This window comes from Bordetella genomosp. 8, from assembly GCF_002119685.1.
GTDB lineage: Bacteria > Pseudomonadota > Gammaproteobacteria > Burkholderiales > Burkholderiaceae_B > Bordetella_C.
This window is the reverse complement of record NZ_CP021108.1, coordinates 6,138,832-6,160,024: the sequence shown is the minus strand read 5'-3', so window position 1 is coordinate 6,160,024 and position 21,193 is coordinate 6,138,832. Positions and strand designations below refer to the sequence as shown.

The following is a 21,193-nucleotide window of genomic DNA, read 5'->3' as shown; positions in this document are numbered from 1 at the left end:
ACATCACGAGGACCCATCGCATATGGATTTCAATCTGACACCCGAACAGCGCGACTTCCAGGATGCCGTGCGCCGCTATGCGGAAAACGAGCTGCGCACCGGCGCGCGCGATCGCGCGCACTCGCGCGAATACCCCTGGGATGTGGCGCGCTCCATGGCCCGGCAAGGGCTGCTGGGCATCACCATCAGCGAAGCCAACGGCGGGATCGGCGGCTCGCTGATGGATGCGGTCATCGCCATCCAGACGATCGCGTCGGTCTGCCCGCGCAGTGCCGACGTCGTGCAGGCCGGCAACTTCGGCCCCATCCGCGTGCTGGGCGAATACGGCAACGCCATGCAGAAGGAAAAGTACCTGCGGCCGCTGCTGGCTGGCGACATGCTCATCTCCGTCGGCATGACCGAACCGGAAGCAGGCTCGGCGGTCACCGAATTGAAAACCGCCGCGACTCGCGACGGCGATGGCTGGCGCATCAATGGCTCGAAGATCTTCACCACGCACGGGCCCCACGCCACCGTCATCCTGGCCTATGTGCGATTCGGTCCCGGCACGCATGGCATCGGTTCGGTGTTGATCGATACGAAGAGCGAAGGCGTCAGGCTGGGCAAGCGCTCGGCCTTCATGTCCGACGAAGAATGGGTGGAGATCTACTTCGACAATGTCTTTGTGCCGGACGATATGGTGGTGCTGGGCGAAGGCGGCTTCAAGAAGCAGATCGCGGGCTTCAACGTCGAACGCATCGGCAACACCGCCCGCTCGCTGGCCCTGGGCCGCTATGCCTATGAAGAAGCGCGCGAGTGGGCGATGCAGCGCAAGCAGTTTGGCCGCTTGCTCTGCGAGTTCCAGGGGCTGCAATGGAAGTTCGCCGACATGCGCATCAAGCTGGATGCCGGCCAGCTGTTGCTGTACCGGGCGGCTTCGAACGCGGATACCGGTTTCCCGTCGGCTACTGAAACCGCCATCGCCAAGGCGTATTGCAACCAGGCGGGTTTCGACGTGGCCAACGAGGCATTGCAGGTGCTGGGCGGCATGGGCTACAGCCGCGAATCGCTGGTCGAATATTGCGTGCGGCGCTGCCGCGGCTGGATGATCGCCGGGGGTTCGATCGAAATCCTGAAGAACCGCATTGCCGAAGGCGTATTCGAACGCAGCTTTTCCCAGCGTCCCCCCCGCGCTGAATGAACCCGGCGCGGCGCCCGCCGGCTCAGGCCAGGGCCTGGGCGATCACCTTGGACAGCGGCGTCGTCGGCCGGCCGATCAGGCGCGCCAGCACGCCGCTGTCGTCGTAGAGCGCGCCGTCGGCGGCCAAGGCGTCCCAACTGGCCACGGCCTGGGCAATGGGGGCGGGCAGGCCGACGCCGGCCAGGGCCTGCGCATACTCGGCCTCCGTCATGTTGCGGTAGACCACGGGCTTGCCGGCCTGGCGTGCGACCTCCGCGGCGAACTGCGCACGGGTATAGGGTTCGTCGCCGGCCAGTTCATAAGTCTTGCCCTCATGGCCCGAACCGGTCAGCACGGTGGCGGCCGCCAACGCATAATCGGCCCGCGCCGCGGCGGAAAACCTGCCTTCGCCCGAAGCGCCGGCCAGCACGCCGGTGGACAGCGCCGGCTGTATCGCGCCGGTGTGGTTTTCGATGTACCAGCCGTTGCGCAGCAGCGTATAGGCCAAGCCGGATGCCTTGATGGCGTTCTCGGTTTCCAGGTGCTCCGGGGCCAGGCTCAGGGGCGATGTGTCCGCATGCAGCAGGCTGGTGTAGACGATGCGCCGTACACCGGCGCGCTGCGCGGCGTCGATCACATTGCGATGCTGGGCGATGCGCTGCCCCACTTCATTGCCCGAGATCAGCAATAGCGTGTCGACGCCGGCCAGCGCGGGCGGCAGCGTCTCCGGCCGGGTGTAGTCGGCCAGGCGCGCCGCGATGCCCAGGTCCGCGGCCTTGGCGGGCGTACGGACCAGGGCCACGAGCTCTCCGGCGGGAACCGTGCGCAGCAATTCCTGGACGACCAGGCGGCCCAGTTGGCCGGTGGCGCCCGTAATGGCGATAGTCATGGGAAAACTCCGTTTGAATTGACGACGGAGCCAATCTAGCAGTATTACTTACCTTTCGTAAGTACGCACATAAAGGTAAGTATGAACGCCCGCGACATGACCTCCGCGCTACCCGGCTCAGCCACAACGTCCGATCAGCCCCCATCGGCGGCGTCGGCCGGTTCGCTGTCCGAACGCCTGCTGCGCGGCGACCTGCTCGCCGCCGATTGCCCGTCGCGCGACGTCCTCAAGCACGTCACCAGCCGGTGGGGCGTGCTGGTCCTGATCACCCTGGAGCAGCGCATGCATCGATTCAGCGAACTGAAGCGCACCATCGGCGGGGTCAGCGAACGGATGCTGGCGCAGACCCTGCAGTGGCTGGAAGCCGACGGGCTGGTCGACCGCAAGGCCTATCAGGTCGTGCCGCCGCACGTCGAATATCGGCTCACCCCGCTGGGCCTGGAATGCGCGGAGAAAGTGCGTCTGCTGGCGGACTGGATCGAAGTCAACCTGCCACGCATACAGGCCGCCAACGGCGCAGCGAACGAGGCCGTCAGGGCTGCATCCGCACGCACCACACCTTGAGTCACGCGACGCGCCGAACGCCGGCCCCGCCGCGATTGCGGCCATCGCATACCGCGCGGCGAATCAAAACGATCGTCAGGAAATTAAAACGCGCTTGCTACCGTAAAGGGATAGTTTTCCACGCATGGGTGTTGGCCACTTGTGGCGTCCTGCCATTGCAGTCGTCCCGACAGGTAGAAGGACACGCGTGATGAAAGCACAGATATTCGCGATTATCCTGGCTTCGTTTTTATTCCATGACGTCAGCCACGCTGCTTATCCGGCATGCAATACGCAATACACGTATGACGAAGACTCGCCCCAATGCATAATCAGCAACGGCACCAACGCCCAGGATAGCCAAGCCTACTTCTATTCGTTCTACTCAAAGTACTGGAAAGACAGTATCCACACGGCTTACTGCACAGTCAGCGGAGTGGACAATCCGCTGGATCCCAGCGGCGTGATCGGGGGCGACCTCGAGCTCTGGCCGTACGGCGGCGAAGCCAACTATTCCAGTAACTATGCTTTCTCGACCGACATCATCGTGGGCCCTCAGCAGACCCTCAATGTGTACATCACCAACAAGGCGGTGAATCCGCCCTACAACGTCGTATTCGGGGCCTTCCGGTGGTCGGATGGAAACGGCGGCCACAATAGTGTCATGAGGGTGAACTGCAATCCACCCTCGGAACGCCGCTAGGGCGTCGGCTATATCGGCGCCACCATGGCCAGCGCGCCGGACGGCCGGCGCGCATGCCGCGCTAGGCCTGCTTCAGGAAGGTTTCCACCATCTTGACCCAATACGTCGCACCCACCGGCAGCAGCGCGTCGTTGAAGTCGTAATTGGGATTGTGCAGCGTGCACGGACCCATGCCGTGGTACGACTCCAGCCGGTGATCGCCTTCGCCGTTGCCCAGGAAGATATAGCAGCCCGGCACCTTCTCCAGGAAGAAGGAGAAATCCTCCGCGCCCATGAAAGGCGGCACCGCGCGGTTTACGCTGTCCTTGCCGAATGCCGCTTCCGCGACCTGTGCCGCGAACTCGGTTTCCTTTTCCCAGTTCACCAGCGGCGGATAGGCGCGCACGAAATCGAGTTCGCCCGAACCGCCGTACACCTGCGGCAACGTCGTGGCGATGCGTCGCATGGTGTCCTCAATCAAGTCGAGGACTTCGGTGGTGTAGGTACGCACCGTGCCGCGGATGACGGCTTCGGCCGGGATCACGTTGAAGGAATCGCCCGCATGGATCTGCGTCACCGTCAGCACCGCCGTATCCAGCGGGTTCCTGGTGCGCGACACCACGCTTTGCAGCACGCCAACCATTTCCGACGCGATCACGATGGTATCGACCGTCTTGTGCGGCTGCGCGGCATGGCCGCCCACGCCCTTGATGGTGATGGTGAAGCGATTGCTGGACGCCATGGTCGGCCCGGGACGGATCCCGAACTCGTTCACGGGCATGCCCGGCATGTTGTGGATGCCGAACACCGCGTCGCAGGGGAACTTGTCGAACAGCCCATCCTGCATCATCGCGCGCGCGCCGGCGTTGCCGTTCTCCTCGGCGGGCTGGAAGATGAACACCACGGTACCGGCGAAGTCGCGATGCTGCGACAGGTATTGCGCCGCGCCCAGCAGCATGGCGGTATGGCCATCATGGCCACAGCCGTGCATGCGGCCGCTGATCGTCGACTTGTGGGCGAAGCGGTTGTTCTCCGGCATGGGCAACGCGTCCATATCCGCACGCAGGCCTATCGTCCTGCCCTTGCCGCCATTGCCCTGCAACACGCCTACGATGCCCGTCTTGCCGAAGCCGGTATGGACTTCGATGCCCCAGCCGCGCAGCTTTTCCGCGACCAGCGACGACGTACGGGTTTCCTCGAAAGCCAATTCGGGATGTGCATGGATATCGCGGCGTATCGCCGTGAGCTCGCCATGCGCGCGCTCGATTTCGTCCAGGGTTTTCATAGTTGCCTTTGAATATATTGCGCGACGTCCTGCGCCGCCTTGGTCAGTGCGGCCTGCATGGCCGGGAATTTCTCGTTCTTTTCGAACGTCTGTTCATTCATGTATTGCCCGCGATGGATCTCGATCTGCAGGCTGTGGCGCCGCTGCGCGGGCTTGCCGAGGCGGGCGATCAGCGCAACGCCCTTGAAGGGATCGTTGCGGGCCACGGTGTAGCCGCTTGCGCGCAGCGAGTGCTCGACCACGTCCACCAGCTCCGGTTCGCATGTGGTGCCGTCGCGGTCCCCGAGCACGAAATCCGCCAGTTGACGATCGCCAGGCACCCGCAGTACTTCATACGAATCCGATGGCATCGAGTGCAGGTTCAGATGCCACACCGCGCCGAACTGCTTGTACGCCGCTTCGATGTCGCGACCGAGCGCGGCATGGTAAGGCTGGTGATAGGCCCGGATACGATGCCGCACTTCTTCCACCGCCAGCTTGCGGTCGTAGATCGGCCGGCCGCCGGCCTTGCTCCAGATCAATCCGTGCCCGATGCGGCTTTTTTCCGAAGGATGGATCGCATCGGGCCATGGCCCCGCCAGGAGCGCGGGATCGATGTCGTCGGGCTCGCGGTTGGGATCGATATAGGTGCGCGGAAACTGCGCCAGGATCAGCGTACCGCCCACGTCGGGGATACCCTGCCACAGTTCGTCCACGTGCGTGTCTTCACCGGTACGCAACACCTTGGCTTCGACGGCATAGCCGAAATCCGCGGGATAGATCACGCCGCTGTGCGGCGAATCGCAGACCAGCGGCAAGGCCGCCGCGCGCGGCTCGATGCGGATGTAGGGCTCGAAAGGCTGGTCTGTGGTGCGCATGATGTTCAGCTCTGCATGGCGACGGGACTGGCGTGGAAATCGACCGGCCGCGCCACGGCGGCGGGCAGGTCGTTCAGATGGCAGGCGCTCAACTGCCCGGGCGCGATCTCGCGCAGCACTGGACGCTCCTGGCGGCATCGGTCCATCGCATGCGGGCAACGGGGATGGAAGGTACAGCCAGGCGGCGGCGCCAGCGGCGAAGGCAATTCGCCCTGTATGGGCTTGAAGCTGCGCCGTTCCGGATTCAGCGTGGGCAATTCCTTCAGCAAGGCCTGCGTATAGGGGTGATTCGGGCGCTTGAACACCTGATCGGTGGGGGCAAGTTCGACGACGCGGCCCAGGTACATGATGGCAACACGATCGGAGATATGCCCGACCACCCCCAGGTTGTGGCTGATGAACAGATACGTCAGGTCCAGCTCGCGGCGCAGCTGCGCGAACAGGTTCAGCACCTGTGCCTGGATGGACACGTCCAGCGCGGCCACGGCTTCATCGCAAACGATGACCCTGGGCTTGAGCCCCAGCGCCCGCGCAATGCCGATACGCTGCCGCTGCCCGCCGGAAAACTGATGCGGATAGCGTTGCGCATAGGCGGGATCCAGCCCCACCTGGCGCATCAGTTCGGCGACATAGGCCTTGCGATCGCGGCGGCTCACCAGGCCGTGCACCATGGGTGCTTCGCCGATGATTTCTTCCACGCGCATGCGCGGGTTCAGCGACGCATACGGGTCCTGGAAAATCATCTGCACGCCCAGCTCGTAGGCGCGCCGCTGCTTGTCGTCCATGCCGGCCACTGGCTGGCCGGCGTAGGCGATGGTGCCCGCGGTCGGCGGCAGGATGCCGCTGATCATCCGGCCCAGCGTGGACTTTCCGCAGCCGGATTCGCCGACCACGCCGATGACTTCGCCCGGCATCACGTCAAGGTCGACGCCGGCCACGGCATGCACCACCGTCTTGCGCAAGCCGGCGCCGAACAGGTTGGCGATGCGGCCCGCCAGGTCGACGGGCTGCACGAAACGCATCTCGGCGCCGCGCAGCGAAAGTATGGGTGTCGATTGCGTGCTCATAGCGCCTCCGGTTCGCCGGCATGCCAGCAACGCACCCAATGCGCGGGGCGCCATTCCACGGACTGGGGCTCCTGCAGACAGGTCTCGGTGGCGCGCGGACAGCGCGTGCGAAAGGCACAGCCCTGCGGCAGTTTCAGCAGCGACGGCGTCATGCCGGGTATCGAAGCCAGATCGTGCCCACGCGTTCCCGGCGTGGGGATGGACATCATCAAACCATGGGTATAGGGATGCAACGGACGCCCGATGACGTCGGCCGTCGAGCCCGTCTCTACCACGCGTCCCGCGTACATGACGGCGATACGGTCCGCCAGCCCCGATACCACGGCCAGGTCATGGGTGATCCACAGCAACGCCGTGCCGGTTTCGCGGCACAGCTTCTGCACCTCGTACAGGATCTGCCCTTGTATGGTCACGTCCAGCGCGGTGGTCGGTTCATCGGCGATGATCACGCGCGGCGCGTTCAATAATGCGATGGCGATGGCCACGCGCTGGCGCATGCCGCCCGACAGCTGGTGCGGATACGCGCGCAACCGTTCTTCCGGCGACGGGATGCCCACCATGGCCAGCACGTCGCGCGCGCGCGTGCGGGCCGCCGCGCGGTCCATCCTGCGATGCGCCTGGATCGCCTCGATCATCTGCGTATCGACGCGCAGGACGGGATTCAGCGTCATCATCGGATCCTGGAAAATCATCGCGATGTCGTTGCCGCGCAGCGCCCGCATCTGCGCGGGCGGCGCGCCGCGCAACTCGCGGCCGTCGAAGCGGATGGATCCGTCCACGATACGGCCCGGCTCGTCGATCAGGCCGATCAAGGAAAAACCGGTAATGCTCTTGCCCGATCCCGACTCGCCGACCAGGCCCAGGATTTCACCCTGGCCCAGCCGCAGGTCCACGCCGTCTACGGCCTTGACCACGCCGGCACGGGTGTAGAAGTGCGTGCGCAGGCCCGCGACGTCCAGTACCGGCGCCGACGTGTCGCGGCCGCCCTGCATGGACGCCGGCGCACCCGGGTTCATCGTCGTCGTCATCGATGCCCCCTAGTTCGCATTGCGCGGGTTCAGCACGTCGCGCAGATGATCGCCGACCAGATTGATGGCGATGATCGCGATGGCCAGGGCCACGCCGGGAAAGAACGATATCCAGTAGCGGCCGGACATCAGGAATTCGAAGCCATTGGATATCAGCATGCCCAGGGAAGGTTCGGTCACCGGCACGCCCACGCCCAGGAAGGACAAGGTGGCCTCCAGCGCGATGGCGTGGGCAAGGTCTATGGTGGCGACCACGATCAGCGGCGGCATGCAGTTCGGCAGCAGATGCCGGCGCAGGATGCGCCACGATCCCAGCGACATGCAGCGCGCGGCCTCGACGTACTCCTTGCCGCGTTCGACCAGCGCGGCGCCGCGCGCCGTGCGCGCGAAGTATGCCCACTGCACGACAATCAGCGCGATGATCACCTTGTCCACGCCGGTACCCAATATGGACAGCAGGATCAGCGCCACGAGGATGGACGGGAAGGACAGCTGGATATCGGCGATGCGCATCAGCAGCGCATCGACACGGCCGCCGAAATAGGCCGCCACCAGGCCCACCGTGGCGCCGATGACGAAAGCGAAGAACACCGAAATACAGCCCACCATCATGCTGGTGCGCAGGCCGTACAGGATCGCCGACAACATATCGCGCGCCTGGCCGTCGGTGCCCAGCCAGTAGTGCATGTCGCCGGCACCGTTTTCACTCAGCGGCGGCAGCTTGGAATCCATGATGTCCAGGTTGCCGATGTCGTAGGGATTTTGCGGCGCGATCCACGGCGCCAGCAGCACCGCCAATATCATGGCCACCAGGACCACCAGGCCCAGCGTGGCCAGCTTGCTGGCGAAAAAATCTTCCGCGAAGCGGCGCCACGGGCCGGCTTCCTTGACGGCCGGCGTCGCGGGCGCGCCGGTCCCTTGGGGTGTCGTCGTTGTCGTCATCGTCGTCCGTCCAATCGTACGCGCGGGTCCAGAACGGTGTAGATGATGTCCACCACCAGGTTCAGCATGACCAGGAAAAACACGATAAGCAGCAGATAGGCCACCACCACGGGGCGGTCCAGGTTGATGATGGAGTCGATCAGCAGCTTGCCCATGCCAGGCCAGGAGAACACCGATTCCGTCACCACCGCGAACGCCACCACCTGGCCGAATTCCAGCCCGGCCACCGTCACGATGGGAATCAGGATGTTCTTCAGCAGATGCACGCGCATCACGCGCGATTCCGACAGGCCCTTGGCGCGCGCGAACTTGATGTAGTCCATGGGCAGCGCTTCGCGCGTGGCGGCCCGCGTGATCCGTATGATGGTGGCGCACTTCGCGAGCGCGATGGTGGCCGCCGGCAGGATCAGGTTGGCCCAGCCGCCCGGCGTCAGGATGCTCAGGCGCAAGCCGCCCAGCGACACCGTCGGGCCGCGGCCGCTGGCCGGAAGCCAGCCCAGGGTCACGGCGAAGATCATGATCAGCATCAGCCCGACCCAGAAATTGGGCAGGGAAAAACCCAGCACCGATCCCGTCATGATGGCGCGCGAGCCCGCGGCATTGGGCTTGAGCCCGGCGCGGATGCCCAGTGGTATCCCGATCAGTAGCGACATCAGCATCGCCACGACCGCGAGCTCCATGGTGGCCGGCATGCGGTCCAGGATCAGCCGCATGGCGGGTTCGCCGGTCAGGAAGCTATTGCCGAAATCGCCGTGGATCGCCTTGCCGACGAAGATCAGGTACTGGTGCCACAGGGGCTGGTCCAGCCCCAGCGATTGCCGTATGGCCGCGCGTTCGATTTCGGTGGCGTCCGGGCTGGCCATCATGGACACCGGATCGCCGACCAGATAGATGCCGCCGAAGACCAGCGCCGACATGACGAGCATGACGACGACGGTCTGCAGCAGCCTGCGGATGATGGTCGCTAACAAACAATTCTCCTGCCGCTATGCCATGCCTCCCCAAAAGAAGGGCAGCGCGCCCATGCGACGGGCGCGCTCGCCGGCTGCTATTGCTTCAGCGTGACATCCTGCGCTTCGGTCATCTGGTCGGAACGGCCCGCGTACCGGATGTCCTTCTTCATCGCCCATACGGACAGTTCGAAATGGACGGGCAGCAAGCCGTAGTCGGCCATTACCATGTCGGCCGCCTTGGACAGCAGTTCGGCGCGCTTGGCGTCGTCCATGGTGGTCGCCGCTTCCATGTACAGCTTGTCCATCGCGGGATTCGAATAGCGGCCACGGTTGGTCGTGCCCAGGCCCTTGGCCGGATCCGACGTCACCGCCAGCGAACCCAGCGCGTTGGACATTTCACCGCTGGTCACCGACCAGCCAGCCAGGTAGGCGCTGTACTTGTAGGAGTCGCGGTTCTTGAAGAACACCGGTGGCGCCGAGGCTTCCACATTGGTCTTCACGCCGATGCGGCTCCACATCGATGCAATGGCCTGCGCCACCTTGGAGTCGTTGATATAGCGGCCCGACGGCGCGCCCAGCGTGATGTTGAAACCCTGTGCGTACCCGGCATCGGCCAGCAGCTTCTTGGCCTTGTTGACGTCGGCCTTGGGCGCTTCGGCGTAGGTCTTCGACGCGCCGAACATGGGGTAGGGCAGCAGGTTGCCCGCCGGCTTGGAAACGCCGCCCATCACGCGGTCTTCGATGGCCTTGCGGTCGATGGCCAGCGACAGCGCTTCACGCACGCGCATGTCCTTCATCGGATTCTTGGCCAGGGGCTTGCCTTCGGCGTCGGTGATGCCGGGGCTCACTTCATTGAACTGGTCCATGGCGATGTACATCACGCGCACCGAAGGCGTCTGCTGCACATACAGGTTCTTGTCGGACTTGAGCTTGGGCAGGTCGTCGGTCGGGGGATCCTCGATCATGTCCACGTCGCCCGCGAGCAGGGCGGCCACGCGGCTGGCCGCATTGGTCATGGGCTTGTAGACGACCTTGTCCCACACCGGTTTCTTGCCCCAGTAGTTGTCGTTGCGCGCCAGGACCAGTTCGGCGCCGCGCTTCCACGACACGAACTTGTACGGGCCCGTGCCGATCAGGCCGTCGCCGGCGTTCAGCTCCGTCGTGGTCTTGCCTTCCGGCGCGGCGCCGGACGCGGCTTTCTTCGACAGGATGGGCAACTGGCCCAGGTTGGGCAGCAGCAGCGGCGAAGGACCCTTGGTGGTGATGCGCACCGTCAGGGGATCGACCGCTTCGGTCTTGGCGACGTCCTTCAGATATAGCGTGAACGGCGAGGGGCTGTTGGGCACCTTGGGCACGCGATCGAAAGTGAACACCACATCGTCAGCGGTGAACGGCGTGCCGTCGGAGAACTTCACATTGGGACGCAGCTTGAACGTCCATACATTGCCGTCCACCGTCCACGATTCCGCTAGCGCGGGACGCGGCTTGAGTTGGTTGTCGGCAGCCACCAGCGGATCGAAAATGGTCAACGCGATCTGCGTGTTCGGCGTCAGCGAGTGATATTGGGGGTCGAGCGAACTGGGTTCGGTCTTGAGACCGACCACCAGGTCCCTGGCCACGGCGCTGCCGTGCGCGCCAAGGGCCATCGCCATGGCGGTAAAACCCCCAGCAACGGCGCGGGTAAACCAACGAGACATAAATAGCTCCTGATCAAGTTGTACTTGAACTCCACGCCGCAAGATACGGAGGAAAAATGCCTCGCGCAACGGTTATATTCCCTTATTGCCTAGTCGATCCGCGTATATGTCCCCCATACCCTCAGTGCCCATCGCGGCGATCGCCACGGCACCCGGCAGAGGTGGCGTGGGCATCGTGCGCGTTTCCGGTGCATCGCTCGCCGAACTGGTGCGTCGCCTGTTTCAGCGCGAGCTGACACCCCGCCACGCGCATCTGCTGCCATTCAAGACCGAGGACGGCGAGACCCTGGACGAAGGCCTCGCGCTGTTCTTTCCGGCGCCGCATTCCTACACCGGTGAAGACGTCCTCGAACTGCAAGGGCACGGCGGTCCCGCCGTGCTGCGGCGCGTGCTGCAACTGTGCCTGGACGGCGGCCGCGACATGGGATTGCGCATCGCCGAGCCCGGCGAATTCACGCAGCGGGCATTCCTGAACGGACGCATCGATCTGGCGCAGGCCGAAGCGGTCGCGGACCTGATAGAAGCCACGTCCGTCGCCGCCGCGCGCGGCGCGATGGCTTCGCTGTCGGGCGTGTTTTCCGAAAAGGTGAATGCCCTGGCCGACCGCATCGTGCACCTGCGCATGCTGGTGGAAGCCACGCTGGATTTTCCCGAAGAAGAAATCGACTTCCTCGAAAAATACCAGGCCAGGCCGTTGCTGGACGCCTTGTCCGCCGACCTGCGCGCCATCATCGCGCAGACGCGCCAGGGCGTGATCCTGCGCGAAGGCCTGCACGTCGTTCTTGCCGGCCGGCCCAACGTGGGCAAGTCCAGTCTGCTGAACGCGCTGGCCGGCGATGAAGTCGCCATCGTCACCCCCATCGCCGGTACAACACGCGACAAAGTGGTGCAGGAAATCCATCTGGACGGCGTGCCGCTTCACATCGTGGACACCGCGGGCCTGCGCGAAACCGACGATCCGGTGGAAAGCATAGGCATCCAGCGCACGTGGCAGGAAATCGAACGCGCCGACGTCATCCTGCATCTGCTGGACGCCACGGCAGTCGACGAAGAGGCACTGGACGCAGGCATCTCGGCCAGGCTGCCGGCGGACACACCGGTGCTGAAGGTCGTGAACAAGATAGACCTGCTCGCGGCGACGCCGGCGGCCGACGCCGTGCTGCCCATCTCCGCCCGCACCGGCGCTGGCCTGGACACGCTGCGCAAGGCGCTGCTGGACATCGCGGGCTGGAACCCTGGCGCCGAATCCCCCTGGCTGGCGCGCGAGCGCCACCTGCGCGCCTTGAATCAAGCCGAAGAACATCTCACCATCGCGGCCGGCCACGCCGCGATGGACGACCGCGTACTGGACTTGTTCGCCGAGGAACTGCGGCTGGCGCATGAAAGCCTGTCATCGATCACCGGCGAATTCACCAGCGACGACCTGCTCGGCGAAATCTTCTCGCGCTTCTGCATCGGCAAGTGATGCCGCGCATCACTGCGTGAGACTTACGCCGCGCGCCGCGCCTGGCGTATGGCCGACGATGCGCTTGAACGCACGGCTGAATGCCGCCTGGGATCCATATCCCAATTCATAGGCGGCGCCCTCGATCGACATGCGGCCATCGCGCAACCATTGCGCCGCCAGCCGCATGCGCAGTTCCGTCAGGTAGCGCACCGGTGTCATGCCGGTGACCGCCAGGAAGCGTTCGGCGAATACCGAACGCGAACTGCCCATGCGTTCCGCCAGCTCCGCCACCGTCCAATCGCGCCCGGGCTCGCGATGCATGGCCACGATGGCGCGTCCCAGGCGCGGATCGCGCAGCGCTTCCACCCAACCCTTGGCATCGCCGCAACCGCATTCCACCCAGCCGCGCACGATGAAAGCGGAAACCACATCGGCCAGCCGCGCCAGGATGCCCGCATAGCCCGCGCGTTCTTCGCACGATTCGCGCGCCATGGCTTCCAGCATGGGCAGGATTTCGGGATAGCGATCCAGCAGCGTATCGACGCGCATGACTTCCGGCATGGACGCCACCAGGGTATGCATGCCGCCCAGATCGAACGCCATGCAGCCGCTGAAAATCAAGGCATCATGGGCATGGTCGCAGGCTTCGCCGCTGTCCAGCACCGCGCACACGGTTTCGCAAAGCTTCTGCGTATCGAAGCTGGCGATATCGCGTGCCGCGCGCTCCGGATCCGAAAGCAGCTCATGCGCGCGGCCATGCGGCAGCAGCACGGCGTCGCCCGCCTTCAGGCGATGCAGGGCGCCGCTATCGGTACGCAGGAAAGCGGTCCCTCGGGCGATGAAGTGAAACTGCGCGCGCCCCGCGGCAGCCGCGAATTCCACCCCGAAAGGAGGCGCGAACTGCATCCGGCGGTACTGGATGCCAAACAGGCGCATGCCCAGCAACAGTTCGCTGACGACATCGCCAGGATGGGCATCGTCTGGCGGGGCGCTTACGGCCGGGTCGGATTCTTGATCAAACATTTCGGATTCCATGGCATGGATCGTCCGGAAACTCTAGCTTATTCTGCACGCCATTGAAAGCAATATGAGAAGCCATCATGCACGCAGGTGAAGTCCCGACCATCAAGAACGCCACCCACGGCGGCCCGCCGGAACGCCCGGCCTGGCAGGCCGTGTTCTCCATGACCCTGGGTGTGTTCGGACTGGTGACGGCGGAATTCCTGCCCGCCAGCCTGTTGACCCCCATGGCCGCGGATCTGCGCATCACCGAAGGCATGGCCGGGCAGGCCGTCACCGCGACGGCAGCCGTGGCGCTGGTGACCAGCCTGCTGATCGCCACGGCCACGCGGCGCATCGATCGCCGCTATGTGCTGCTGGCGTTTTCGGTGCTGCTGATCATCTCCAACCTGTTCGTCGCCTTCGCCTCCAGCCTGGGAGCGCTACTGTTCGGGCGCGTACTGCTGGGCGTCGCCATCGGCGGTTTCTGGACCATGTCCGCGGCGACGGCCATGCGGCTGGTGCCGGTTTCCCTGATCCCGCGCGCGCTCTCCGTCATGTTCAGCGGGGTTTCCGCCGCCACCGTCGCCGCGGCACCCGTGGGCAGCTATCTGGGCGGCACCATAGGCTGGCGCAACGTCTTCCTGGTCGCCTCGGCGCTGGGGCTGCTGGCGCTGGTGTGGCAACTGGCCACATTGCCGCGCATGGCGCCGTCGGGACACACCCGGCTCGGCACCTTGCTCGATGTCCTGAAACGGCCAGGCATAAGCATGGGCATGCTGGCCGTCATCGTGGTGTTCACGGGGCACTTCGCGTTCTTCACCTACCTGAGGCCTTTCCTGGAGACCGTCACCGGTGTCGGCGTCAATGGGCTTTCGGCGATCCTGCTCGGCTTCGGCGTGGCCAACTTCATCGGCACATCGGCGGCGGGTTTCATGCTCGAACGCAACCTGCGGCTGACGCTAGCATTGATGCCCTTGCTGATGGGCGGCCTGGCGCTGGCGCTGGCAGCCCTGGGTAGCGCTCCGTTCGCGGACTCCATCATGGTGGCCTTGTGGGGATTCGCCTTCGGTACAGTGCCGGTAGGTTGGTCCACCTGGATCACGCAGCGCGCACCCGACGAAGCCGAAAGCGGCGGTGGCCTCATCGTAGCGGCCGTACAGCTGGCGATCACGCTGGGCGCGGCGGTTGGGGGAGCCGTGTTCGATACGACCGGCGCACTCGGTGTATTCACGAGCAGCGGGTTGGCGCTGCTGCTGGCCACGCTATTGGTATTGCTGGGCCTGCGGCCCCGCGCCGTGCCCGTGGCCGCCTGACGGCCCGCCGCAGTTCCGCGCGGCCGGTCAGGCGACGCGACTAGCGAAACCAGGTACGCGCGGCGACCGACCAGAGCACCACAAGTCCGTAGGTCACCATCGCAATGGCGCCCAGGATATAGAAGGCGGTCAGCGATCCGGTCGCCGCCAGTACCGCGCCGCCCACGCCAACGTACAGAAAAAGCCGCAATCCGCCGGCGGTCAACGGCCACTTCAATTTGCCGGCGCCCTGCGAAGCGAAGTACAGCGAAAACCCCATCGCGAAGAAGCCATAGAAGGGCCCGACCAAGCGGAGATAGGCCGCGCCGGCCTCGAGCAGATGGGCATCCGTCCCGAACAGGCGCAGCCATGCGTAAGGAAAGGTGGCGGCCAGCAAGCCCACCACTTCGGCCAGTGCGAACGCCATGGCGCCGCCAGCCATGGCAATATGCCTGGCCCTTTCCGGTTGTCCCGCCCCGATGTTCGAGCCGACCATGGCCACCATGGGTGCGCCCAGCCCGAAGGCCAGGGGCATCAGCAAATATTCCAGGCGAGCCGCGGTCGCATAGCCGGCCAGCGCCGCCGTCCCGCCATAGGCGCCGACCAACGCGCCCGTGACCGCGATGATGGCATTGGTGAGCACCGGATTCAGGCAGGCGAAGCCGCCTACCGTCAGGATGCCGCGCATCATCCGCCATTGCAGTCCGCCGCGCACCAGCCTTGCCGGGTTACGGCCGCTCAGGCAGTAGGCACCCAATATCAGGGTGCCGGCGCCGTAGTACACCACCAGCGCCCAGGCGCCGCCGACCACGCCCAGCGGCGGCAACGGGCCCAGGCCGAATATCAAGCAGGGCGAAAGCGGTATCAGCAACACGGCGCCGCCGCAGATGACCGCGCCGGGGACCAGCATGTTCCCCGTGCCGCGTATCGCGCTCGCGAGGGCGTTCATCATCCACATCAGCGTCAAGCCGGCGAAGACGACGTGGCCATAATCGGTGGCGGCGTCCAGCGCGGGTCCATCCGCGCCCAGCAGGTGGTACAACTGCCTGCCGAATAACAGGAGCAAGACCGTGAACACCAGGCCGATGCCGGCGTTCAACGCGACCGCATGGCGCACCAGGTGATTGGCATCATCCCGGCGGCCCGCGCCCAGCGCACGTGCGATCGCGGAAGATATCCCGCCGCCCATGGCGCCTTGCGACATGTTCTGCATCAGCATCAGCACCGGCACCACGACCGCGACACCGGCGAGCACCTCGGTGCCCAGCTTGGCGAGGAACCAGGTTTCGATCAGGCCGGTCGACGACTGCGCCAGCATCATCAACATGTTCGGCCAGCTCAAGCGGATGAGCGTGGCGGCGACCGGCGCCTGCAGCATGGCTTGCAGGCGAGGATTCGCGCCAGCAGCGGGGCTGCTGGAAGTAGCGGTTGTCATGTGGGCACGGCGACGGCGAGGTTGGACTTATACTGGCATATGCAACTATCTGGGCAATTTACTTGCATACGCCCATAAGGTCAACGATGCCGGCGAACAGCCATTCGCCACAGGAATAGAATAGGGACCGGCGCACGATTATGCGCGCCATCGCGATGCACGACGTTCCACCTCCAGACCGCCATGCCCAAACCAGATTCCAAAGACCCCGGCGTATGCAACGGTGCCGCCTTGCGCAAGGCGACGCGCCGGGTGACGCAGCTCTACGACACCGTGCTGGCGCCCTGCGGCTTGAAGGTATCGCAACGGTCGATCCTGCTTCATGTGGACCGCGCGGGCACACCGACCATGTCGGAACTGGCGCATGCCATGGTGCTGGACCGGTCAGCGCTCGCGCACAACCTCAAGCCGCTGGAGCGCGATGGGTATCTGGTGCAGATCCGCGACGAATATGACGGCCGCAGCCGCCGCGTCCAATTGACGCCCGAAGGGCGCCGCAAGCTGGCCGAAGCCACCCGGCTTTGGCGCCAGGCACAGAACCGTTTCGAAGCGGCGTACGGTACGGAACGCGCCGCCGCGCTGCGGGTTGCCCTCGCCGACATCTTCTCCGACGAATTCGCCGAAGCGTTCAACCATGCCTGATCGGTCAACGCCAGGCCACTAGCCTGTAGTTCAGGGCGTATCGGCCTCAGGCCAACTGGGTGGTCTGGTCGTCGCCGCCCGTCGCGAGCAAGGTCCGACCATTGTCGTCAGCGCCGCCAGTGGCCAGCATCGTCTGGCCCGCATCGTCGCTGCCGTCACCACTGGCCAACATTGTCTGGCCGGCATCGTCGCTGCCATCACCGCTGGCCAGCATCGTCTGGCCCGCATCGTCCGATCCGCCGCCTGCCGCCAGCGTGTTCTGGCCGGCCTGCGCACCGCCCCCGATCAGGGCGAAAACGAGAAACAAGGAAGTCGCAAAGGTTCTCATGACATTCTCCGGAATAAGAGCCCCAGGGGCTCGGCGGCCTTGCCGCTGGAATGGTGAGATTTTTGCGCAGTAGACGACTAGGGTAAACCCTTAAAACTGGAAACTCTGTTCCACGGAGAGCTGTAATCAACGTCCCTTGGCTGTGGACATCCTCTATGAACAAGCGGTGTGCGAAGCATGTGGATGGCTTGGGCATAAGCGACGCTTTTGCTCGGCCAGGAAAAGTTGCTCATGTTTTCCCCCACTGCCACACAGAAGTCCTGCACAGAAAAAAACCTCGCCAAGCCTTTGTCATTGTTGGGCTTTTCGATGGTTGTGCAGTTATCCACAGACACCCATTATTATTAGTCTTTATATATAGAAGAAAAGATATGAAAAGATCTTCCCTCACCCGGCACCGGGGGAGGCCCTGCCAAAAGACCTCAAGGGAACTCCGACTTTTCCGTAGCCCTGCAGCGGACGGCGCGCTGGTACAACGCAGCCCTGGCAACTGCCGGCGTGGAATAGGCTGAGCGGGGCCCAAGGCCACGTCCAGAGGTCCACAGGACGATTGGAGTGCCCCAGGTAGCCTCCCTGCACCGGCGCGCGCCTGAAGCCCCCTGGACACCGTAGTTCCACACTCAGGACACGGCTCGGGCGTCCGCCGTCGACCACACTCCGGCATCCCCAGGCCGGGAGCGACGCGAATGACGAGCAGCGATCCCCACCCGGCCGGCCAGCGTTTAACCCGCCGGATTTACGCTAGGCCCGAGACGGCCTGTGCATAACTGCTATGACGGCCTGCTGTGCAAACGATGTGGATGGCCAGCGAACAAACACCTGTTTTTGGTTGGAGCGCAAAGTTGTTCAACTTCAGCCTACATGCAGAACATGGCTAGCGCACACCGGAAAACCAGCGTAAGTCCATGGCAGGAAAAGCAAATCTGAACTTGTCCAGTTATCCACAGACACCCATCACCACCATTCTTTTTATATAAAAGAAAAGAAGAGAAAAAGAGATGGCATCCAGCGCCGCGCTCCACTGCCCAAATAAAAAAGCAGCCCGTAGGGCTGCTTTGCGTTGACCGGGCCCTGCTTGGGCTATCCGAGCGGCCGACAGGTCAGACCCCCATCAAGCGTTCCAGCGCCTGGTCCAGCGTCTCGTCCCGCTTGGCGAAGCAGAAGCGGATGAGCTTATGGTTGGACGCCGGCGCATCTGGAGATTGATAGAAGGCCGATATGGGAATCACCGCTACCCCATGTTTCGTCGTCAGCCATCGGGCGAACTCGGCTTCCGGCAGATCCGATATCTCGCTGTAGTCCGCCATCATGAAAAAAGTGCCAGGGCTGGGAAGCGGCCGGAACCGGCTCTGCGCGAGTCCGGCGTGCAGCCGATCCCGCTTGGCCTGGTAGAAGGCCGGCAATTGCAAATAGGGGGCAGGATCGCGCATGTATTCGGCGTAGGCGAACTGCATCGGCGACGGGACCGTGAACACCATGAATTGATGGACTTTCCGCAGCTCCGCGGTCAGATGACGCGGTGCGCAGCAATAACCCAGCTTCCACCCGGTCGTATGGTAGGTCTTGCCGAATGATGAGATCACGAAGGCATGTTCCGCCAGCAGGGGTCGGCGGGACAGGCTTGCATGCTCGCGGCCGTCGAAAACGATATGTTCATAGACCTCATCGGACACGAGCAGCACGCCGGTGTCCCGAACGATGCCTTCCAGCGCGTCCAGGTCGGCGTCCTGCAGGACGGCGCCCGTGGGGTTATGGGGGAAGTTCAACATCAGCAGGCGGGTTTTCGGCGTGATGGCATCGCGCACCCGCTGCCAATCGATCCGATAGTAAGGGTCATCGGACGTCGGAGCACGTAGGGGTACGGGCACCGCGGTGCCCCCGGCCAAGCGGATACCCGGCAGGTAGGAGTCGTAGCAGGGCTCGATTACGACGACCTCGTCGCCGGTGTTCACCGCGGCCAGGATAGTGGCCATCAAGGCCTCTGTAGCGCCGCTGGTGACGGTTATTTCGGTTTCGGCATCGTAGGCATGCCCGTACAGCTTCTGCGTCTTCTCGGCGATTGCCTGGCGCAATGGCGCCACCCCGGGCATGTAGGGGTACTGGTTATGCCCATCGGCCATGGCTTTGGTCACCAGGTCGAGCAGTGCGGGATCGGGATTGAAGTCCGGAAATCCCTGGCCGAGGTTGATCGCCTTGTGGTCTATCGCCAGGCGGCTCATGACGGTGAATATGGTGGTGCCGATATCGGGCAGCTTGGAACGGATCATGGTCGCAAAGGGTGGTAGGTGAGGTGGATGCGGTTGGTCTGGATATTGGTCTGGAAGTCGGTCCGAAAGTATCCCACCATCGCCGCCAACTGCTGCGTCAAGGGTGGCCTGGACGGCGAATACCATGGCTTTACCGGGAAGCGGAACTCAGGCACTTGTGAGCCAAGTTAAAAAAAAACGACATAGGGGTAAACAACTATTTGTCCCTGTCATGACGGCTGAGTATGCTCGTTTCGCCGTTGTATTCAAGTCGAGTGTCTGTCTCGTTTCGCTGCAGGCCTATCCGTACCGGACCCGCTGAACGGGACCCCGATATGGTCGTAACACGTTCGCGCCAGCGTCCTTGAATCACATCTGCGCACAGCATTGTGTTTTTATAGGACGTTATAGAAATGGTTCAGAAGGGCAAAGTGAAGTGGTTCAACGCCGACAAGGGCTATGGGTTCATCACCCCTGACGCCGGCGGTGTCGACGTCTTCGCGCATTTTTCGGCGATCCAGGGACGTGGCTATCGCAGCTTGAACGAAGGCCAGGATGTGGAGTTCGAAGTCAAGGACGGCCCCAAAGGTCCTCAAGCTGCTGACATCCGTCCGCTCTAGGTCGTACAGTTCCAGACCGTACTCAACTTATTAGGACCGCCTAGCGCGGTGCCAGCCCCGCTGGCCTTTTATCGCCCTGGTTGCTATAGGCAGCCGGGGCGTTATGTTTTGTGCAGTGAATAACCCTGTGGATAAGCCTGGGATAGATAGCGCGTATTGCGTAGGCATTTGGTCCCGCGTCCCATCTTCGGGTACGGCTACATCGCCTCGACGCAGGGTTATACACAGATATCGAAGACGGCGGCGGGCCGCCTCGATCATGCGGTTTGTCTCTCAAAGTGGCCACTATCGGTAGTTTTTATATCGTCCTGTAGATACGCGCCCCTTTTTCCCCCGGTTTTTGTAGGTTTCACACCCCTTTTGCCGAATGACGTGAAGGCGTCCGCAATTCCTCGCGCCCGTCGATGACGGTTGTTCACAAAACTATCCCCAGCATGCAGGACGCCGACGCAGTGCGCGTCGGGGCTGTGGGTACATCTGTGGATAGGTCGTGGTCCGAGCGTCTTCGCGCAGCGCCAGTCGGGCTGCTGCGGCGCGGCGGCTCGTCGTTCCTGGCGACTTCCCAGCGGTTGATAGCAGCTTGGATCAACCCGCGTGGTCTGCAAGTTAGCGACGTTTCTCTCCTCCATTTTGTGCGGAAGGAGTACGGCCTTGGATCAAACGGCTTAGGAAGACCGATCTACGTTCCACGTGAAACATCAGCACAAACGCCTGGGCGTCGTGGCTGATGTGTCCGGCAGATCGTTCTACCCGGCCTGGTCCTCGTGGTGTTGAACGCGGGTTCCGGCCGCATCATTCGGGCGGAAGGGTGGGGCATCGCTGCCAACAATCCAGGAGACACGCCCCGCGCTTAGTGTGTGGACGTTAGCGAGTTTGCAGGCCTCTGGCTGGTATGAGCAGTCAAGTATCTAGGTCCATACAATGGAATGGCCGGAAGCTTGCTATGCCTGCGTGTTCCACGTGAAACATGTACGCAGCGCTTCTATCTTCCTGATGTCCGCCGAATCAGACAGCGATAGCTAACCGATGACTGTTTCACGTGGAACAGTGTGCCCGGCATCTAACTAACGCGCCTACCA

19 protein-coding genes are annotated in these 21,193 nt (G+C 63.7%); 7 read left to right on the top strand and 12 right to left on the bottom strand.

Annotated features, from left to right (window positions below; translation table 11 throughout):
• Positions 1–22: 22 nt before the first annotated feature.
• Positions 23–1,180, top strand: coding sequence for an acyl-CoA dehydrogenase family protein (locus tag CAL12_RS27950; protein ID WP_086067575.1), 1,158 nt, complete (start codon positions 23–25; stop codon positions 1,178–1,180).
• Between the two features lie 22 nt (positions 1,181–1,202).
• Here CAL12_RS27950 and CAL12_RS27945 read toward each other — a convergent pair whose 3' ends face one another.
• Positions 1,203–2,048, bottom strand: coding sequence for an SDR family oxidoreductase (locus tag CAL12_RS27945; protein WP_086067574.1), 846 nt, complete (start codon positions 2,046–2,048; stop codon positions 1,203–1,205).
• Between the two features lie 96 nt (positions 2,049–2,144).
• Between CAL12_RS27945 and CAL12_RS27940 the strand changes: the two genes are divergently transcribed.
• Together CAL12_RS27940 and CAL12_RS27935 are read left to right on the top strand one after the other, a co-directional pair.
• The gene (locus tag CAL12_RS27940; protein WP_086068161.1) at positions 2,145–2,612 is read left to right on the top strand and encodes a winged helix-turn-helix transcriptional regulator; all 468 of its coding nucleotides are present in this window, start codon (positions 2,145–2,147) and stop codon (positions 2,610–2,612) included.
• Between the two features lie 190 nt (positions 2,613–2,802).
• Positions 2,803–3,294: a hypothetical protein gene (locus CAL12_RS27935; RefSeq protein WP_086067573.1), complete on the top strand. Its 492-nt coding sequence runs from the start codon at positions 2,803–2,805 to the stop codon at positions 3,292–3,294.
• Positions 3,295–3,355: 61 nt separating this feature from the next.
• On the opposite strand, the gene CAL12_RS27930 is transcribed toward CAL12_RS27935, so the two are convergent.
• The 7 genes from CAL12_RS27930 to CAL12_RS27900 form a co-directional block, all read right to left on the bottom strand.
• Positions 3,356–4,558: a M20 aminoacylase family protein gene (locus CAL12_RS27930; RefSeq protein WP_086067572.1), complete on the bottom strand. Its 1,203-nt coding sequence runs from the start codon at positions 4,556–4,558 to the stop codon at positions 3,356–3,358.
• Positions 4,555–5,415, bottom strand: coding sequence for an N-formylglutamate amidohydrolase (locus CAL12_RS27925; RefSeq protein WP_086067571.1), 861 nt, complete (start codon positions 5,413–5,415; stop codon positions 4,555–4,557). Before CAL12_RS27925 ends, CAL12_RS27930 begins: the two co-directional genes overlap by 4 nt.
• A 5-nt stretch (positions 5,416–5,420) precedes the next feature.
• Positions 5,421–6,482: an ABC transporter ATP-binding protein gene (locus CAL12_RS27920; protein ID WP_086067570.1), complete on the bottom strand. Its 1,062-nt coding sequence runs from the start codon at positions 6,480–6,482 to the stop codon at positions 5,421–5,423.
• Positions 6,479–7,474 carry an ABC transporter ATP-binding protein gene (locus tag CAL12_RS27915; protein ID WP_086068160.1) on the bottom strand — a complete coding sequence of 332 codons (996 nt, stop codon included), beginning with the start codon at positions 7,472–7,474 and terminating at the stop codon, positions 6,479–6,481. Before CAL12_RS27915 ends, CAL12_RS27920 begins: the two co-directional genes overlap by 4 nt.
• Before the next feature lie 45 nt (positions 7,475–7,519).
• Positions 7,520–8,452, bottom strand: coding sequence for an ABC transporter permease (locus tag CAL12_RS27910; protein WP_086067569.1), 933 nt, complete (start codon positions 8,450–8,452; stop codon positions 7,520–7,522).
• Positions 8,449–9,423 (bottom strand): ABC transporter permease, encoded by a 975-nt coding sequence (locus CAL12_RS27905; RefSeq protein ID WP_086067568.1) that lies wholly within the window; start codon positions 9,421–9,423, stop codon positions 8,449–8,451. Before CAL12_RS27905 ends, CAL12_RS27910 begins: the two co-directional genes overlap by 4 nt.
• 77 nt (positions 9,424–9,500) lie before the next feature.
• Entirely contained in the window at positions 9,501–11,102 is a 1,602-nt protein-coding gene (locus tag CAL12_RS27900) for an ABC transporter substrate-binding protein (RefSeq protein ID WP_086067567.1), read from the bottom strand.
• 106 nt (positions 11,103–11,208) lie between these two features.
• On the opposite strand from CAL12_RS27900, the gene mnmE reads away from it, so the two are divergent.
• Positions 11,209–12,567: a tRNA uridine-5-carboxymethylaminomethyl(34) synthesis GTPase MnmE gene (gene mnmE, locus CAL12_RS27895; RefSeq protein WP_086067566.1), complete on the top strand. Its 1,359-nt coding sequence runs from the start codon at positions 11,209–11,211 to the stop codon at positions 12,565–12,567.
• A gap of 9 nt (positions 12,568–12,576) precedes the next feature.
• On the opposite strand, the gene CAL12_RS27890 is transcribed toward mnmE, so the two are convergent.
• On the bottom strand, positions 12,577–13,572 hold the full coding sequence (locus CAL12_RS27890; protein ID WP_086068159.1) for an AraC family transcriptional regulator: 996 nt from the start codon (positions 13,570–13,572) through the stop codon (positions 12,577–12,579).
• A 77-nt stretch (positions 13,573–13,649) separates the two neighbouring features.
• Between CAL12_RS27890 and CAL12_RS27885 the strand changes: the two genes are divergently transcribed.
• Positions 13,650–14,864, top strand: coding sequence for an MFS transporter (locus tag CAL12_RS27885; protein ID WP_086067565.1), 1,215 nt, complete (start codon positions 13,650–13,652; stop codon positions 14,862–14,864).
• Positions 14,865–14,904: 40 nt separating this feature from the next.
• Here CAL12_RS27885 and CAL12_RS27880 read toward each other — a convergent pair whose 3' ends face one another.
• The gene (locus CAL12_RS27880) at positions 14,905–16,278 is read right to left on the bottom strand and encodes an MATE family efflux transporter (RefSeq protein ID WP_232464652.1); all 1,374 of its coding nucleotides are present in this window, start codon (positions 16,276–16,278) and stop codon (positions 14,905–14,907) included.
• Between the two features lie 183 nt (positions 16,279–16,461).
• On the opposite strand from CAL12_RS27880, the gene CAL12_RS27875 reads away from it, so the two are divergent.
• The gene (locus CAL12_RS27875; protein WP_086067563.1) at positions 16,462–16,920 is read left to right on the top strand and encodes a MarR family winged helix-turn-helix transcriptional regulator; all 459 of its coding nucleotides are present in this window, start codon (positions 16,462–16,464) and stop codon (positions 16,918–16,920) included.
• A gap of 46 nt (positions 16,921–16,966) precedes the next feature.
• On the opposite strand, the gene CAL12_RS27870 is transcribed toward CAL12_RS27875, so the two are convergent.
• Together CAL12_RS27870 and CAL12_RS27865 are read right to left on the bottom strand one after the other, a co-directional pair.
• The gene (locus CAL12_RS27870) at positions 16,967–17,248 is read right to left on the bottom strand and encodes a hypothetical protein (protein WP_086067562.1); all 282 of its coding nucleotides are present in this window, start codon (positions 17,246–17,248) and stop codon (positions 16,967–16,969) included.
• Between the two features lie 1,100 nt (positions 17,249–18,348).
• Positions 18,349–19,515 (bottom strand): pyridoxal phosphate-dependent aminotransferase, encoded by a 1,167-nt coding sequence (locus CAL12_RS27865; protein ID WP_086067561.1) that lies wholly within the window; start codon positions 19,513–19,515, stop codon positions 18,349–18,351.
• A 392-nt stretch (positions 19,516–19,907) separates the two neighbouring features.
• On the opposite strand from CAL12_RS27865, the gene CAL12_RS27860 reads away from it, so the two are divergent.
• On the top strand, positions 19,908–20,114 hold the full coding sequence (locus tag CAL12_RS27860; protein WP_066357490.1) for a cold-shock protein: 207 nt from the start codon (positions 19,908–19,910) through the stop codon (positions 20,112–20,114).
• Positions 20,115–21,193 lie beyond the last annotated feature (1,079 nt).

What these genes read in the sequence shown, in the direction of transcription:
- CAL12_RS27950 (WP_086067575.1), top strand. Translation starts at nt 23, where the DNA reads ATGGATTTCAATCTGACACCCGAACAGCGCGACTTCCAGGATGCCGTG.
- CAL12_RS27945 (WP_086067574.1), bottom strand. Translation starts at nt 2,048, where the DNA reads ATGACTATCGCCATTACGGGCGCCACCGGCCAACTGGGCCGCCTGGTC.
- CAL12_RS27940 (WP_086068161.1), top strand. Translation starts at nt 2,145, where the DNA reads ATGACCTCCGCGCTACCCGGCTCAGCCACAACGTCCGATCAGCCCCCA.
- CAL12_RS27935 (WP_086067573.1), top strand. Translation starts at nt 2,803, where the DNA reads ATGAAAGCACAGATATTCGCGATTATCCTGGCTTCGTTTTTATTCCAT.
- CAL12_RS27930 (WP_086067572.1), bottom strand. Translation starts at nt 4,558, where the DNA reads ATGAAAACCCTGGACGAAATCGAGCGCGCGCATGGCGAGCTCACGGCG.
- CAL12_RS27925 (WP_086067571.1), bottom strand. Translation starts at nt 5,415, where the DNA reads ATGCGCACCACAGACCAGCCTTTCGAGCCCTACATCCGCATCGAGCCG.
- CAL12_RS27920 (WP_086067570.1), bottom strand. Translation starts at nt 6,482, where the DNA reads ATGAGCACGCAATCGACACCCATACTTTCGCTGCGCGGCGCCGAGATG.
- CAL12_RS27915 (WP_086068160.1), bottom strand. Translation starts at nt 7,474, where the DNA reads ATGCAGGGCGGCCGCGACACGTCGGCGCCGGTACTGGACGTCGCGGGC.
- CAL12_RS27910 (WP_086067569.1), bottom strand. Translation starts at nt 8,452, where the DNA reads ATGACGACAACGACGACACCCCAAGGGACCGGCGCGCCCGCGACGCCG.
- CAL12_RS27900 (WP_086067567.1), bottom strand. Translation starts at nt 11,102, where the DNA reads ATGTCTCGTTGGTTTACCCGCGCCGTTGCTGGGGGTTTTACCGCCATG.
- mnmE (WP_086067566.1), top strand. Translation starts at nt 11,209, where the DNA reads ATGTCCCCCATACCCTCAGTGCCCATCGCGGCGATCGCCACGGCACCC.
- CAL12_RS27890 (WP_086068159.1), bottom strand. Translation starts at nt 13,572, where the DNA reads ATGTTTGATCAAGAATCCGACCCGGCCGTAAGCGCCCCGCCAGACGAT.
- CAL12_RS27885 (WP_086067565.1), top strand. Translation starts at nt 13,650, where the DNA reads ATGCACGCAGGTGAAGTCCCGACCATCAAGAACGCCACCCACGGCGGC.
- CAL12_RS27880 (WP_232464652.1), bottom strand. Translation starts at nt 16,278, where the DNA reads ATGACAACCGCTACTTCCAGCAGCCCCGCTGCTGGCGCGAATCCTCGC.
- CAL12_RS27875 (WP_086067563.1), top strand. Translation starts at nt 16,462, where the DNA reads ATGCCCAAACCAGATTCCAAAGACCCCGGCGTATGCAACGGTGCCGCC.
- CAL12_RS27870 (WP_086067562.1), bottom strand. Translation starts at nt 17,248, where the DNA reads ATGAGAACCTTTGCGACTTCCTTGTTTCTCGTTTTCGCCCTGATCGGG.
- CAL12_RS27865 (WP_086067561.1), bottom strand. Translation starts at nt 19,515, where the DNA reads ATGATCCGTTCCAAGCTGCCCGATATCGGCACCACCATATTCACCGTC.
- CAL12_RS27860 (WP_066357490.1), top strand. Translation starts at nt 19,908, where the DNA reads ATGGTTCAGAAGGGCAAAGTGAAGTGGTTCAACGCCGACAAGGGCTAT.